Here is a 14,567-nt window from a genome sequence, read left to right as displayed (position 1 = left end):
CTTGGTGTATGATTTTTGAAATTCATACACATGAGATGGCTATGCGCACCAATATCGAAATCGATGACGCCTTGATCGCAGAGGCTATGGAATTGAGCGGCTTGCCGACGAAGAAAGCTGTTGTCGAAAAGGCGTTGCAGGACTTTGTCAGCCACCATAGCCGCAAGAAAGCGTGGGAGGAACTACGCGGGATGGGATGGGAAGGCGATCTCGACGCTATGCGTCGGGGCTGGAGTCCCGACACGGATGGTCATAAAGATGCTGCAGAATGATCGTTGTCGATAGCTCGGTTTGGATAGCCAGGCTCCGCAACATTGCAACAGCACAGACGGAAAAATTCGACGCATTGTCGGATATGAACGTGATCCTTCTGGGCGACATTATCCTGATGGAAGTGCTGCAAGGTACACAAAACGATCAACATGCCGCCAATGTTCGAAAACGCCTGGAGAAATTTGGCGTCATTACAATATTTTCACCGGATCTTGCCGTGAAGGCGGCAAGAAACTACCGACTGCTCAGAGCCCGTGGGAAAACCTTGAGCAAGACGGCCGACCTCATCATCGGCACTTACTGCATTGAGCATGGCCATAGCCTTTTGCATGCGGACAAGGACTTCCTGCCGATGGCAGAGCATCTAGGTCTGCAGATCGCCTGATCACCCAGTTTTCTTGGGTCTCGCCGCAAACAGCGACAGCGCCGTGCCGACGAGCGAGGAGACGATCACCAGAAGGTGGGTATTGACCGCGGCCCGGCCGAGCTCTTCCAGAGCCTCCCTGCCGGCATCGGCGCCGAAGGCGAGCGCGCCGGCCGTGATGCCGGCCGGATAGGTGCCGACGCCTGCCGGCGCATGCACCGGCAGCACGGAGGAAAGCTCGCCGCCGAGCGCACCGCCGAAGCCGGCGGCGATGGGCAAATCACCCAGAAGGCCCAGCACCCAGGCCAGCACAGCGATCTTCGTAAACCAGTTGATCAGCGTCGCGCCCCAGGCACGGGCAAAAGCCCAGGTATCGAACGGCAGGCCGGCTTCCACTTCTTCAACCAGTTTCTCTGCCCTGCTCGGTAGAAATTTCGCGGCCAATCGGAAAACCGGCTTGCGGATCGCAAAGGCCGCAGCCGGCAGGATCAGAAACAAGAGCCAGAGCCCCCAGGTCCCTGCCTTGCCGGTCTCAAGCGCGAACCCGGTGCCCGCAGCGGCCAAGAGCGCATGCAGGTCAAAAAGGCGCATGACGAAGAGCGCCGAGGTGCCGCGCGCCAGCGGCAGGCCGAACTCCCGCTTCATCAATAGCGGAAAGCTTGCCTCGCCGGTGCGGAACGGCAGCATGACATTTAAAAGGTTATGGACCTGCACGAGCCTCAGAAGCGTGCCGAAATGCCCGCCGGTCTCCTTCGGGAAATAGTCGTAGATGCGCCAGGTGCGCAGCACATAGGTGCATAAAAGCAAGGCCAGAGCGATGAGGGCGGAAGTCCAGCCGGCGCCGTTCCAGAGCGACACGACGCCCTGCCAGCCCCAGACCCACTGGATGAACGCGGCATAGACAACGATGATCGCAACGGTTCCTAGCGTCATGGCGTGGCGAATTATCCATGCTCGGCGACTGGCAACCGGATAATTCTTCATATAGTAGGGTGCCCCATGTAAAAGTTCCGGGTTCCGGCAGCCTGACAGCATGCCGCGTCAAGCCCGAGGTTCTAGGAGAAACACAAGGTGCGTACAACAGCAGAGTCGGTCACAAGCCGCATCGAGGCGGCCGAACCGATCGAACTGTCCCTCGTCGTGCCGCTCTTCAACGAAGAGGAAAGCGTCGGACCGCTGATCGAGCGGATCGCAGCGGCAATGACCAGTTATCCCGCAAGCTGGGAGCTCATTCTCGTCGACGACGGCAGCACGGATGCGACGATCGCCAATGCGAAGAGCGCATTGAACCGCCCCGGCCTCGACCTGAAGATCGTGGCCCTGCAGCGCAATTTCGGCCAGACGGCAGCCATGCAGGCGGGCATCAACCAGGCACAGGGCCGGCTGATCGCCACGCTCGACGGCGACCTGCAGAACGATCCCAAGGATATTCCGGGGATGGTGGCCGAACTGGAGCGGCGCGAACTCGACCTGCTCGTCGGCTGGCGCAAGAACCGCCAGGACGGGCTTCTCCTGCGAAAAATCCCCTCCTGGATTGCAAACCGGCTGATCGGCCGCATCACCGGCGTGCGCCTGCACGACTACGGCTGCAGCCTGAAGATCTATCGCGGCTCCGTCATCAAGCAGGTCAAGCTGATGGGCGAAATGCACCGGTTCATCCCCGCTTGGGTGGCTGGCGTCGTGCCGAGTTCGCGGATTGGCGAAATGCCGGTGACCCACCATGCGCGCCAGCACGGCGCCTCGAAATATGGCATTTCCCGCACGTTCCGGGTGATCCTCGACCTGCTCTCGGTGATGTTCTTCATGCGCTTCAAGGCGCGGCCGGGACATTTCTTCGGCTCGGTCGGCCTCGGCCTAGGCGCGCTGTCGGGCATCATCCTCGCCTATCTGTTCATCGACAAGTTCATCATGGGCAATGATATCGGCACGCGACCGCTGTTCATGATCGGCGTGATGCTGTTCCTATCGGCGGTACAGATGATCACCACCGGCATCCTCGCCGAGATGATCGCCCGTACCTACTACCGCGAAGACACGGCGGTCAGCTACATCATCAGGGAAGTCTATGAGGGCGATCAAGCGCATCAGTGACGCGCTTGCCCGCCGTCCCGACCTTATCCTCTGGCTGATCGCGGCCTATTACGTGCTCGCGATCGGCTTTCGGGTGCTGCGTTCCGAGGCGCTTGAAAGCGACGAAGCGGAACAGCTCTACCAGTCGCAATTCTTCCTGATGGGTTACGGGCGACAGCCTCCCCTCTACAACTGGCTGCAATACGGCGTCATCCAGCTTATCGGTCCGTCCATCTTTGCGATCTCGCTGGTCAAGAACCTGCTCCTCTTCTTCTGCTGCGTTCTCTACGGGTTCGCGGCCCGGCTGGTGCTGAAGGACCAGCGGCTCACGGCGATTGCGATGCTCGGGGTGATCGCCCTGCCGGCGGTCAGCATCCTCGCCCAGCGGGACCTGACCCACGCCGTAGCAACGCTCTTTGCCGTCGCGCTGTTCCTTTACGCCTTTCTTCGCACCCTGACACGCCCGAGCCTCGGCAACTATCTGCTCACCGGCGCGGCGGTCGGCATCGGCCTCATTGCCAAGTATAATTTCGTCATCGTGCCCGTCGCGGCGATCCTGGCGACCTTACCCGAACCCGATTTGCGCAAGCGCGTCTTCGACTGGCGTCTTATTCCGGCGCTTATCGTTGCAGCCCTCATATGTCTGCCGCACGGGCTCTGGGTGCTCGGCAATTTCACCGAGGCGACGGCAGGTACGATCAAGGTCATGCGGGACGACGCCACCGGGAATGCCGTCACTGATCGCCTCACCGGCCTCGGAACGCTGGTCATCTCGGTCCTGGGCGGCACGCTGCCGATCCTGGCCTTTTTCCTCATCGCCTTCCGCCGCCCGCTGCTCTCGACATGGCGGGCGACAAGCCCATGGACCCGCGTCATCGGCCGGACGATCTTCCTTTCGCTGATCTCAGTGGGGCTCATCGGCCTTGGCCTCGGCGCGACGACGATCAGCGAAAAGTGGCTCTCGCCCTTCCTGCTTCTCTTGCCGCTTTATCTTTGCCTGAAACTCGATGCAGCCGGCGCGGACACGACCGACGCGATTCCGCGGATGTTTCTTCCCGTTGCGGCCCTGGCGCTGGGATTCATCGCCTATATCTCGCTCGGCAACATGATAGGGCCACGCTTCGGCCAATATACCAAGGAGAATTTTCCGTCGGGTCCGTTCATCCGGGAGGTTCTGGCGGAACAGCCCGGCACGAAGCCTGCCTATGTGATCGCCGATGATTCCTCCCTCGCCGCCAGCGCGCGGCTGGAACTGCCGGATGCGCGCGTATTGCTGCCGAGTTTCGAACAGACGCCGCCTCTGGACGAGGCCGAGAAAATTCTGCCGGGGCTTGTCATCTGGCGCGCAGTCCAGGGCAGTGGTGAAATTCCCACCTATCTCAAGGCCTATATCGCCGGACAGGGAGGCGTGCCGGAAAATCTCTCACCTGCAACGCTGGCAGTCCCCTATCTGTTTTCCAACGGCCGGGACAGCGTGCTTTTCGGCTATGCCTGGGTGGGCGGAGCATCGCTTGATTCAACTTCATTCCGGAGAAACTAAGTGGGACCAGACCATGCGGAGACGGTAAGAGACGATGCAGTTCCCGGTAGCCGCGCCCTGCTGATCGTGCTCGCCGGCTATTTCCTGTTGAACTTTATCGTGCGGATGGCGCTGCCGCATTCTCTGGAACTGGACGAGGCCGAACAGTCCTATTTTTCTCAATGGCTGCTGGCGGGATACAGTTCCCAACCGCCCCTCTACAACTGGCTGCAATATGCGGTCGTGCAGGTTTTCGGGCTTTCGCTGGTCACGCTGTCGCTGCTCAAGAACCTCCTGCTGTTTGCCTCCTACGGGTTCTATTGGCTGGCGGCGCGGCAGGTCCTGCGCGACAGGCAGCTTGCCGCCGTCGCAGCCCTCGGCCTGCTCACCATTCCGCAGGTGGCGTTCGAGGCACAACGCGACCTCAGCCACACGGTCGCAACCATCTTCGCCGCCTCGCTGTTTCTCTACTGCTTCTTCCGGGCGCTGAACCGGCCCTCGATCGCCTCCTTTATCCTGCTCGGTGCCGCCACGGGCATCGGCGGGATCGCCAAATACAATTTCATCGTATTGCCGATTGCGGCCTTCGCGGCGATCCTCAGCGATCGGCAATGGCGTTCGCGTCTTCTCGACTGGCGGGTCCTGCTTGCCGGCGCCGTGGCATTGCTGATCGTCTTGCCGCATGCGTTGTGGCTCGTCGATCATTTCGAGGCGACCAGCGGCCACACGATGCGCAAGCTTGTCGGCGACGACACCAATCCCGTCGTCGCGATGTTAGAGGGCTTCGGTTCGCTTGCGCTTGCCTCGCTCGGTTTCGGCGCACTGACGACGGTCATCTTTGCAGCAGCCTATCGCGAGCGGCTGCGGGAGGTGATCCGGGCTCGAAACGACAGCACACGGCTTGTCGGCCGAATCCTGCTTTTCTCGCTCGCGTTGATCGTCCTGCTCATCCTGTTTGCCGGTGTCGAAAGAGTAAAGGACCGCTGGCTCACACCGATTCTGATCGTGCTACCGCTTTATTTCGTGGTGAAGATCGACGCTTCAGCGATCGGCCTGCAACCGGGCCTCAGGCGGATATGGGGAGTGGTTTTGGTCATCATGGCCCTCATCCCATCAATCCTCTTCGGCCGGGCTGCCGTGGCTCCGATCACCGGCACCTATCAATATTCCAATTATCCCTTTCAGGCGTTTTCGGAGGAAATCCGGCCGCTTACGGACACCGCTCCGACCCTGATCGTCGCGTCCGACGGGCAGTTTGCCGGAAACATGCGGTTCAATTTCCCCTCCACGCCGGTCACGACGCTCTCCACCCCGACCGATATCCGCTCGCTGCCGATGCCGCCCCACCGGCGCATCCTGTTCGTCTGGCGCAATTCCGACGGCAGCATGCCATCCGGCTTTCCCGCGGGCTTCGCGCAATATCTGCAGGAACGTGGCCTCGCCGGCACGGTGCCGCAAGCCAGGATCACCGCCCTTCCCTACAATAACGGGCGACCGGACGACCGATACCGGTTCGCGTACGCGGTGGTCGATATTCCCGGATAAGATCTATTCCCTCACCGTATCGCGCAGGTGATCGAGCGCGGCACGGAGCTTTTCGACCACCTCGTCGATCTCCAAGCGGCTGATGGTCAACGCCGGCGAGGCAAGCATGCGGTCGCCGGTGGCGCGCATGATGAGGCCGTTCTCGACGCAATGATTGCGGACCGTCGCACCGATATCGTCGGGTTTCGCATACCGCCGTCTTACCGCCTTGTCGGCCGCAAGCTGCAAGCCGCCGATCAGCCCGACGCTTTCGGCCTGCCCCACCACGTCATGATCTTCGAGGCTCTTCCAGGCCTCGGCGAAATACGGGCCAATGTCGTCGCGCACGCGCTCCACCAGCCCCTCCTCCTCGATGATGCGGATGTTCTCAAGCGCGGCAGCCGCCGAAACCGGATGACCGGAATAGGTGAAGCCATGGTAGAAATCGCCGAGTTCATTGACCATGACATCGGCGACCCGGTCGCTCACCAGCACGCCGCCGATCGGCAGGTAACCGGAGGAGAGACCTTTGGCGATCGGCGCGAGATCCGGCTCGACCCCGTAGTATTGGTGTCCGAACCAGGCGCCGAGACGACCAAAGCCGCAGATCACTTCGTCGACGACCAACAGGACATTGCGCGCCTTGCAGATACGGGCGATTTCCGGCCAATAGGTCTCGGGCGGAATGATGACGCCACCCGCTCCCTGGATCGGCTCGGCGACGAAGGCAGCAACGCGGTCCTCGCCGAGCTCGTCGATCTTTTCTTCCAGCTCACGGGCGACTTTCAGGCCGAATTCGGCAGGCGACAGATCGCCGCCTTCCGCATACCAATAGGGCTGGCCGATATGATGGATGCCCTCGATCGGCAGGTTGCCCTGCTCGTGCATCAGCTTCATGCCGCCGAGCGAAGCGCCCGCCACCGTCGAGCCGTGATAGCCGTTCTTTCTCGCAATGACCTCAGTCTTCTCCGGCTTTCCCAAGACTTTCCAATAGACCCGCGCCATGCGGAACCATGTATCGGTCGCTTCAGAGCCGGAATTGGTGAAGAAGACGCGCTTCAGCTTCTCGCCCGCATGCGAGGCGATCTTCTGGGCGAGCAGGGTCGCGGGCGGCGTCGTCGTGCCGAAAAACGTGTTGTAATAAGGCAGTTCCTGCATCTGCCGATAGGCAGCATCGGCGATCGATCTGCGGCCGTAGCCGACATTGACACACCACAGCCCGGCGAAGGCATCGAGATATTTCTTGCCGTTCGAGTCGTAGATATAGACGCCCTCGGCCCGCTCGATGATGCGCGTGCCCCTGGCGTTCAGTTCCTTCATGTCCGAAAACGGATGCAGATGGTGAGCGGCGTCGATCGTGGCGAGATTGGAAAGTGCAGGCCTGTCGTTCATGGGTATCTCTCTGCCTCAGATTGTGCCTCCGATTCTTATCGGCTACGAACGAAGCTCCGCAACACCCTTCAAAAGATATTCCCATGGCTGCAGAGACCGCCCCGCCCCATATCGAAATCCTCCTCGTCGGCATGAACGGCGATCTGCGCGGCAAACGCATCCCTGCGACCATGGAAAAGAAGATCTGGGACGGCGCCGTGCGTCTGCCGACCTCCACCCAGTCACTCGACATCTGGGGCGACGATAATGACGATATCACCGGCCTGTCGCTGACGATCGGCGACCCGGACGGCAACTGCATTCCTGATCAGCGCAGCCTGGTGCCTATGCCATGGGCGCCGGAGGGCTCCAGGCAGGTGCTTTCGACCATGCACGAGCTCACCGGCGAGCCGAGCTTCATGGACCCGCGCGGCATTCTCGCCTCTCTCCTGAAACGCTACGAAGAGCGCGGCCTCACGCCGGTGGTGGCGACCGAGCTCGAATTCTACGTGGTGCAGGACGACTGGCGCGAGACGGGAAAACCCCGGCCACCGGAGAAGCTGATGTATCGCGGCGAGCCGAACGGTTTCCAGCTCTACGACATGAGCGCCGTCGATGCGCTGGACGACTACCTGCAGACGGTCAGGATTTGGGCGAAGGCACAGGATCTGCCGGCGGACGCGACCACTGCCGAATTCGGTCCGGGCCAGTTCGAGATCAATCTTCTGCATCGCGCAGACGCGCTGGCGGCGGCCGACGACTGCATCTATCTGAAGCGCATCGCCGAGCAGGCGGCGATGAAGCACGGGCTCAAGTCCACCTGCATGGCGAAACCCTATGCGGATCAGGCGGGCTCCGGCCTGCATGTGCATGCGAGCATCGTCGATCGCGATGGCAACAATGTTCTGGATGCCAGGGGCGGCGATCCGGCGCGGCTGAAATCGGTCTCGGCCGGGATGCTGAACACCATGCGCGACGCGCAACTGATCTTCGCGCCGTTTGCCAATTCCTACCGCCGTTTCCAGCCGGGCTCGTTCGCGCCGGTCGATATCGACTGGGGTTTCGGGCATCGGGGAACCGCGATCCGCATTCCCGACAGGGATGGCCCGGCCGCCCGCATCGAGCATCGCGTCGCCGGCGCCGACGCCAATCCCTACCTGCTTCTGACGGCCATCCTCGGGGGCATGCTCATCGGGCTCGACGAAACGCTCGATCCCGGCCCTTCGACCGAACCCGGCAAGGAGCCGCCGGCAGGCACAAAAAGGCTGACGCACGATTTCTTGACCGCAGTGGAGGATTTTTCTGCGTCGCCCTTCATCAAGGACATCTTTGGCGAGCGCTACCAGAAGCTCTACGGCGATACCAAGCGCAAGGAAGCGATCACCTTCCTGCGCACCGTCAGCGACTTCGACTACCGGACCTATCTGCCGCGGATTTGAATCCTCAGTCCTCGGGTGATGCCAGGCAAGGATCGAGCATGATCCGCCGCGCGCCAAATCGTGCATAGCCGCCCGCGAAAAGGACGGGATCACCAATGTTGCGCCCTTCCTTGCTGTAGGTGACGCACATGACCTGAACGTCCTTCTCGTCACACATCACCAGGTATGCCAAAGTTCCGTCCCAATCCACCGCAACGAGCCTGCCGCTGATCGTCAGCGTGATGCGGTCGTCGGTCGGCGGCGCGTGATCGATCCAGTGTTTTATGGTCTCGCAGGTCGCAGGCCGGTCTGCATAGCCTTCGCCCATCCTGAACGGCCCATCCGGGTCTATCATCGTCTCCGCGAACGAAGCGGGAGGCAATCCGAACAGGAGCAGGGCGGCAATAGCGGCTCTGGCCGGAGCTTTACGGCACGACGAAAAAAACAAGCAGTTACTCCTTGATTGATCCCTTCGACTACCGATGCCGATTCGCGCAAATTTGAGGCCGACATCGGAGCGGCGTTTGCCACCGTTCCCGGCCATGCACAGCTTTGCCGGCGGCCACCCCAGAGGATCCGGTTTTCTTCCGGGAGACGGCAGCGTTATCCACATTCTCCAAGCCCAAACTTGCTGATATATTGGTCATTATTTCTATGTCGCACATAGTCCCCAGGGGTTGACGGGAAACCGGTTACACAATCTTTCTGCGGCGACCGGCGAAATAGGGTTGTCAGCCTTCCGGTGCGCTTTGCCCGGACGGCATCAGGGGACGTCGCATGGTGCAGGCAGGTGCATTTTTGAGAGTTTGCCGGATCGTGACGATCACGGTGTCGATGCTGTTGTGCGGAGCATCCGGCTCCCTCGCGCAGGAGAAACCGCTGACGCTGATCCTTCAGCAGAGCCAGAACGAGGCCGATATCAAGCGTGTCCTGGATATCGCCGCGCAGACCGGCCGTCCGGTGAGCGTGCAGGTCGAGAATGCGGAAGACGATCAGAAGGCCGGTTCCGCCGGACCGGCCATGGAACCCTCGCCGGAAATGGTCGCGACGAACATGGGCATGGCCTCCTGGGACACGCTTTCGAGCGCTGTGGTGCGGGGTTTCACGATCGCCGTTTCGGGGTTTTCCGGCTTTTCCACGGTGCTGGGCATGACCCGGAGCAACCTTGCTGCCGAGGGAAGCAATTACGGATGGCCCCTGTTCGTCGCCTTGCTGGCTATTGCCGCCGGCAGTGCCGCGGTAATGCTGTTGCGCTTCCTGGCCGCGAGTATCCTGCCTCGCAGGCATGAATCGCTAAGCGTTGCCGGAAAATTCCGGCGAGCGGCGTTGCGGGCGCTCGCCGATCTTCTTTCCATCGCCGTTTTCCTTGCATTAGCCAGATTTGTCCTGCTTGCGATGCTTGACCACGGCTCGATTTCCCTGCGCATCGCGAGGGGCGCGGTCACGGCCGTGCTGATTTCGACCATCTACGTCACGCTTGGCCGCTTCCTCTTCAAACCCACCGCGGCGAGCGATCCCCTCGTCAATATCGAGGGACCGAACTGGCATTTCCGAATGCTCGTCGCCTATGGGCTGATCGGCGCCGTCTTCGCAGAGACCATTCGCCTGTCGGTTTCGCTCGGGCTGAACACGGGCACCATGGAAGGGTGGCTCCTGATCGGCAATACGGCGCTTGCGATATTGAAGCTCGTCTGGTTCATCGGCGGACGGAAAGGTATTCGCGATGCGTTCATCGGCGCCAATCCGGGCTTCATCCGGCGCCTGGTCGGCAATCTTCTGCCGGACTTCTACGCATTGACGGCGGTGCTGATATGGATCACCGGCCTTATGGTCGCGGGCACGCCGGACAGCGCCCGCTGGAGTTTCGCGGCCGGGGCCACGCAAGTCCTCCTGCTGATCCTGCCGATCCTGGCGATGGGCGCCTATACGATCATGGACGAGTTTACCCGTCAGCATGAGCAGGCCGACGGCGCCGGACTATTGTCGTCGTTGTTGGCAAGCCTCCGGGTCGTCGTTTCCGGCGCAATCTGGATCGGCGGACTGCACTTGATCACGGCGTTGTGGCGCCCGCTGATGGCGGGAGAGGCGGCCGTCCTTGCCACCGACTGGATCGTCTGGCTCGAGCGCTTCAGCTTTGCCGTGGTGGCAAGCTGGGCCGTCTGCACGCTGATCTGGAAATATTTCGATTCGATCTCCCCATCCACGCAGATCGCGCTTCCGGGCCAGGAGGACGATCATGGCGAGAAGAAGATGACGAGCCGGTTGTCGACGGCCCTGCCCGTCGTCCGCAACCTGGCGCTCGGTGCCGTGCTTGCCGTTGGCGCCCTCCTGATCCTCAGCTCGCTCGGAATCGATGTCGCACCGCTTCTGGCCGGTTTTGGCGTCCTCGGCCTGGCGCTGTCCTTCGGTTCGCAGGCGCTGGTCAAGGATATCGTATCAGGCATCTTCTTCATCGCAGACGACGCCTTCCGTATCGGAGAATACATAGACACGGGCAAGCTGAAGGGCACCGTGGAGCAGATCACGGTGCGATCCATCCGATTGCGGCACCATAACGGGCCTATCCACACAATCCCGTTCGGACAGATCAGCTCCGTCACCAATTACAGCCGGGACTGGGGCACGATCAAGTTCGAGCTGCGCTTCGATCGCGAAGCCAACACCGAGACCATCCGGAAAGTGGCGAAGAAGGTGGGCCTGGCGATGCTCGAAGATCCGGAATTCGGGCCGGAATTCCTCGTTCCGCTCAAGATGCAAGGTGTCCAGGACATCACCGAAACGTCCATGATCGTCCGCTTCAAGTTCACCTCCCGTCCCGGAAATCCGAGCCTCATCAAGAGAGAAGGCATGAAACGGCTGATCGCCGCCTTCAAGGAGGCCGGCCTGGAATTTGCCTCGAATGCCGTGACGGTCCGGTCCAATGCAGCCAATCCGGCAGAAGCCGCCGCCGCCGCGCTCGCGCAGCAACCTGCCCCGGCTCCGGTCGTGGCGGCATAAGCCTCAGATACCGCTTCCTTGCTGCTCCACCTCCCCGCGGGGCAGAGGTTCATTGACCAGCACCTTCAGCTCGCCCGCATGGATTTTCAGGCGCACGTCGCGGTCCATCGGCAGAAGCTCGCCGTCGATGACGCAGCGGATATCATGGCGCTCGCGCGGGAAATGCAACTCCACCTCGGTCGCGGTCATGGCGGTGATGGCGACGTTCTCCTTGAACCGGCCGCGCAGGATATCGAAGGTGAGGCGCGCCACACCGGCGGGCTTCAGCGGGTCGGCGATATAAAAGCCGAGATGGCCGCGGGTGAGGTTGTCTGCATACATCAGCGGATCGGGACCAAATTCGTTATTGGACACCGAGATGGCCGAAACCTTGCGATGGCCAGTCTTGCCCTCGGCCTTGAACTCAACTTCGAACTCCGGCGGATTGAACATCACGCCGACTGCCGCCCGCACGCTCGCCCGCATCTTGCCCAGCCTGGAGCCAAAGGTCATGGAATTGCGGTAGCGCACCATGCGCGCGTGCATGCCGGCGGAGAACTGATGCACGAAACTTCTTCCGTTGGCGCTGGCAATATCGATATTTTCAGGCGTCGCGGCGGCCAGGGCATCGAGCGCCTGCCAGATATCGAGTGGCAGTTTCAGCGAGCGGGCGAAGAGATTCATTGTGCCCGCCGGCACCACCCCGAGCGCAATCCCGCTTCTCCAGGCAATGCCCGCCGCCGCGGAGATCGTGCCGTCGCCGCCGCCGGCGATCAGGCCCTCGATACCCGGCGTGGCCGCTGCCTTCTCCATAGTCTCCACAACTCTGTCGCCGGAGACCACATGGCATTCAATGTCGTGTCCCGCTCCTTCAAAAGTCCGGAGCGCATGGGCGCAGTATGCGTCCATATCGGTGGTTCGGAAGGTACCGCCATCGCGGTTGAAGACGGCAAACAGATTCATCTCATATCCTGGGCCGGGATCGGCGGCGGAACAACGGATCACCGAAGAAATGGTTGCGGACAAGAGGTTTATCAACACCACGCCGCCTCTCTGCGACGCACACACACAATCCCGTGATATGAGCGGAGGATCTACCGCAACGCACAATAGCATGCTAACTTTCAACACAGGTCGTTTCGATGACCGCTCGCCTCCAGAGCGGGTAGGTGTTTCCCACACCTCACCCGCGTCTTTTTTTCAAGCAGATTCATTTGCATGACCGACTCCGCCGCTTCTTTCGCTTCCGCACGCGACCGTTCGGAAACACGCGCCTCTGAGGCCGCTCCTGCCCTTTCACCGCTCGCGATCGCGCTGATCGAAATCGCGCTTGCGGTCGGCGGTTTCGGCATCGGCACCGGCGAATTCGCGATCATGGGCCTGTTGCCGGACGTGGCCGCCACCTACGATGTCAGCATCCCCATGGCGGGTTACGTCATCAGCGCCTATGCGCTCGGCGTGGTGGTCGGTGCGCCGATCATCGCTGCCCTTTCGGCGCGCATGCCCCGCCGAACCCTGCTTCTCTGCCTGATGGGCCTGTTCGCAGTGGGCAATATCCTGAGCGCGATCGCGCCGGATTTCTGGAGCTTCACGGCCCTGCGCTTCATCACGGGCCTGCCGCACGGCGCCTATTTCGGCGTCGCCGCGCTCGTCGCCGCCTCCATGGTGCCCTTTCACAAACGTGCCCGCGCCGTGGGCCGCGTGATGCTGGGACTCACGGTCGCAACGCTGGTCGGCACACCGATCGCCACCTTCATGGGCCAGATGCTCAACTGGCGCACCGCATTCTTCCTCGTCGGCGGCATCGGGGCGGTAACAGTCGCCCTGCTCTGGTATTTCCAGCCGCGCGACCAGGTGCAGGAAGGCGCGAGCCTCAAGCGGGAACTCGGCGCCTTCGGCCGCCCGCAGGTCTGGCTGACGCTCGGCATTGCTGCCGTCGGCTTCGGCGGCATGTTCTCGGTCTTCAGCTATATCGCCTCGACGACCACCGTGACCGCCCGGATGCCGGTTGCCATGGTATCGATCGTGCTGGTGCTTTTCGGCATCGGCATGAACGTCGGCAACATTCTGGGCTCGCGGCTTGCAGACGTGTCGCTGAAAGGCACGATCGGCGGCGTGATGGTGTTCAACGTCATCGTCATGAGCACCTTCGGACTCTGGGCTCAGTACCCTGTCGTGCTCTGCCTCTGCGTTTTCCTGATCGGCTGCGGATTTGCGGCCGGCCCTGCCCTGCAGACGCGACTGATGGACGTCGCGGCGGATGCGCAGACGCTCGCCGCCGCCTCCAACCATTCGGCCTTCAACATCGCCAATGCGCTCGGCGCCTGGCTCGGCGGCCTCGTCATCGCCTGGGGCTGGGGTTTCGCCGCCACGGGTTATGTCGGTGCATTCCTGTCGCTGCTCGGCCTCGGCGTCTTCTTCGCGTCGGTCACACTGGAGAAGAAGAGCGGGACGGCCTGATCTCAGGCTGCCTTCGACGGCGTTTTCGCCTCCGGCATCACCATGTATTTCCGGCCGTTCTCGCAGATGACGTGCTCCTTGCCCCATAGACGCAACGCGGCGATGACCGGCTCCAGGCTGAGACCCAGCGGCGTCAGCTTGTAGTCCACGCGCGGCGGCACGACCGGAAACACGGTGCGTTCCACAAGCCCTGCCTCTTCCAGTTCACGCAACTGCTTGGTGAGCATGCGCTGCGTGACCGAAGGAATGCGGCGACGCAGTTCGTTGAAGCGCAGCGTTCCGTCTTCCAAGAGGTGGTAGAGGATCACACCCTTCCATTTGCCATCGAGGAAACTCAGCGTCGATTCCACCGGGCAGCCGGGGAAATTGTCGGTCAGCTTGGCACGTGGTTTCGACATGGCGACGATCCTTTCACGGTATACTTTTTGGCACTATACACCAAAAATGTGCATTCTTGCGCTCCTGAACCTTACGCGCCATCTAGTGTGACGTCTCAGAGATTATGACGGGTTGTTCTATGCCCAGAATTGGCAGGTCTTGCGGGGGGACGAGCAGTTGGATGCTGCGCGCGACACCTGGTTGCTTTTGGATC

At 61.5% G+C, this 14,567-nt stretch carries 13 protein-coding genes; 8 read left to right on the top strand and 5 right to left on the bottom strand.

Annotated features, from left to right (window positions below):
* Window positions 1-41 precede the first annotated feature (41 nt).
* Complete coding sequence (locus ABK249_RS10045; protein WP_037159635.1) at window positions 42-272, top strand: type II toxin-antitoxin system VapB family antitoxin; 231 nt, start codon at window positions 42-44, stop codon at window positions 270-272.
* The gene (gene vapC / locus ABK249_RS10040; protein WP_037157414.1) at window positions 269-658 is read left to right on the top strand and encodes a type II toxin-antitoxin system VapC family toxin; all 390 of its coding nucleotides are present in this window, start codon (window positions 269-271) and stop codon (window positions 656-658) included. Before ABK249_RS10045 ends, vapC begins: the two co-directional genes overlap by 4 nt.
* On the opposite strand, the gene ABK249_RS10035 is transcribed toward vapC, so the two are convergent.
* Window positions 659-1,621: a lysylphosphatidylglycerol synthase transmembrane domain-containing protein gene (locus tag ABK249_RS10035; protein WP_348862782.1), complete on the bottom strand. Its 963-nt coding sequence runs from the start codon at window positions 1,619-1,621 to the stop codon at window positions 659-661. It abuts the gene before it with no gap.
* A gap of 87 nt (window positions 1,622-1,708) precedes the next feature.
* Between ABK249_RS10035 and ABK249_RS10030 the strand changes: the two genes are divergently transcribed.
* The 3 genes from ABK249_RS10030 to ABK249_RS10020 are packed head-to-tail and all read left to right on the top strand — an operon-like array spanning window position 1,709 to window position 5,771.
* On the top strand, window positions 1,709-2,728 hold the full coding sequence (locus tag ABK249_RS10030) for a glycosyltransferase family 2 protein (protein ID WP_037157419.1): 1,020 nt from the start codon (window positions 1,709-1,711) through the stop codon (window positions 2,726-2,728).
* Window positions 2,703-4,247 (top strand): ArnT family glycosyltransferase, encoded by a 1,545-nt coding sequence (locus ABK249_RS10025; RefSeq protein WP_348862781.1) that lies wholly within the window; start codon window positions 2,703-2,705, stop codon window positions 4,245-4,247. Before ABK249_RS10030 ends, ABK249_RS10025 begins: the two co-directional genes overlap by 26 nt.
* Window positions 4,248-5,771: an ArnT family glycosyltransferase gene (locus ABK249_RS10020; protein WP_348862780.1), complete on the top strand. Its 1,524-nt coding sequence runs from the start codon at window positions 4,248-4,250 to the stop codon at window positions 5,769-5,771.
* Between the two features lie 3 nt (window positions 5,772-5,774).
* On the opposite strand, the gene ABK249_RS10015 is transcribed toward ABK249_RS10020, so the two are convergent.
* A complete protein-coding gene (locus ABK249_RS10015; RefSeq protein ID WP_037157422.1) occupies window positions 5,775-7,142 on the bottom strand; it encodes an aspartate aminotransferase family protein in 1,368 nt (455 codons plus the stop codon).
* Between the two features lie 83 nt (window positions 7,143-7,225).
* Between ABK249_RS10015 and ABK249_RS10010 the strand changes: the two genes are divergently transcribed.
* A complete protein-coding gene (locus tag ABK249_RS10010) occupies window positions 7,226-8,560 on the top strand; it encodes a glutamine synthetase family protein (RefSeq protein ID WP_348862779.1) in 1,335 nt (444 codons plus the stop codon).
* A gap of 4 nt (window positions 8,561-8,564) precedes the next feature.
* Here ABK249_RS10010 and ABK249_RS10005 read toward each other — a convergent pair whose 3' ends face one another.
* Window positions 8,565-9,083: a hypothetical protein gene (locus tag ABK249_RS10005; RefSeq protein ID WP_152601276.1), complete on the bottom strand. Its 519-nt coding sequence runs from the start codon at window positions 9,081-9,083 to the stop codon at window positions 8,565-8,567.
* Window positions 9,084-9,316: 233 nt separating this feature from the next.
* Between ABK249_RS10005 and ABK249_RS10000 the strand changes: the two genes are divergently transcribed.
* Entirely contained in the window at window positions 9,317-11,536 is a 2,220-nt protein-coding gene (locus tag ABK249_RS10000) for a mechanosensitive ion channel family protein (RefSeq protein WP_052183117.1), read from the top strand.
* A 3-nt stretch (window positions 11,537-11,539) separates the two neighbouring features.
* Here ABK249_RS10000 and ABK249_RS09995 read toward each other — a convergent pair whose 3' ends face one another.
* On the bottom strand, window positions 11,540-12,478 hold the full coding sequence (locus ABK249_RS09995) for a diacylglycerol/lipid kinase family protein (protein WP_037157428.1): 939 nt from the start codon (window positions 12,476-12,478) through the stop codon (window positions 11,540-11,542).
* A 255-nt stretch (window positions 12,479-12,733) separates the two neighbouring features.
* Here ABK249_RS09995 and ABK249_RS09990 point away from each other — a divergent pair, with 255 nt between their 5' ends.
* Entirely contained in the window at window positions 12,734-13,975 is a 1,242-nt protein-coding gene (locus tag ABK249_RS09990) for an MFS transporter (protein ID WP_348862778.1), read from the top strand.
* A 2-nt stretch (window positions 13,976-13,977) separates the two neighbouring features.
* On the opposite strand, the gene ABK249_RS09985 is transcribed toward ABK249_RS09990, so the two are convergent.
* Window positions 13,978-14,373 (bottom strand): winged helix-turn-helix transcriptional regulator, encoded by a 396-nt coding sequence (locus tag ABK249_RS09985; protein ID WP_037157434.1) that lies wholly within the window; start codon window positions 14,371-14,373, stop codon window positions 13,978-13,980.
* Window positions 14,374-14,567: the final 194 nt, after the last annotated feature.

The organism is Neorhizobium phenanthreniclasticum, assembly GCF_040066075.1.
Lineage (GTDB): Bacteria > Pseudomonadota > Alphaproteobacteria > Rhizobiales > Rhizobiaceae > Neorhizobium > Neorhizobium petrolearium.
The sequence above is the reverse complement of the archived record's forward strand: the minus strand, read 5'-3'. Positions and strand labels throughout refer to the sequence as shown.

Bases quoted from the DNA above. Each gene is read 5' to 3' on its own strand.
- ABK249_RS10045 (WP_037159635.1), top strand. From the start codon at position 42: ATGCGCACCAATATCGAAATCGATGACGCCTTGATCGCAGAGGCTATG.
- ABK249_RS10025 (WP_348862781.1), top strand. From the start codon at position 2,703: ATGAGGGCGATCAAGCGCATCAGTGACGCGCTTGCCCGCCGTCCCGAC.
- ABK249_RS10005 (WP_152601276.1), bottom strand. From the start codon at position 9,083: ATGGCCGGGAACGGTGGCAAACGCCGCTCCGATGTCGGCCTCAAATTT.
- ABK249_RS09995 (WP_037157428.1), bottom strand. From the start codon at position 12,478: ATGAATCTGTTTGCCGTCTTCAACCGCGATGGCGGTACCTTCCGAACC.
- ABK249_RS10000 (WP_052183117.1), top strand. From the start codon at position 9,317: ATGGTGCAGGCAGGTGCATTTTTGAGAGTTTGCCGGATCGTGACGATC.
- ABK249_RS10015 (WP_037157422.1), bottom strand. From the start codon at position 7,142: ATGAACGACAGGCCTGCACTTTCCAATCTCGCCACGATCGACGCCGCT.
- ABK249_RS10035 (WP_348862782.1), bottom strand. From the start codon at position 1,621: ATGAAGAATTATCCGGTTGCCAGTCGCCGAGCATGGATAATTCGCCAC.
- ABK249_RS09985 (WP_037157434.1), bottom strand. From the start codon at position 14,373: ATGTCGAAACCACGTGCCAAGCTGACCGACAATTTCCCCGGCTGCCCG.
- ABK249_RS10010 (WP_348862779.1), top strand. From the start codon at position 7,226: ATGGCTGCAGAGACCGCCCCGCCCCATATCGAAATCCTCCTCGTCGGC.
- vapC (WP_037157414.1), top strand. From the start codon at position 269: ATGATCGTTGTCGATAGCTCGGTTTGGATAGCCAGGCTCCGCAACATT.
- ABK249_RS09990 (WP_348862778.1), top strand. From the start codon at position 12,734: ATGACCGACTCCGCCGCTTCTTTCGCTTCCGCACGCGACCGTTCGGAA.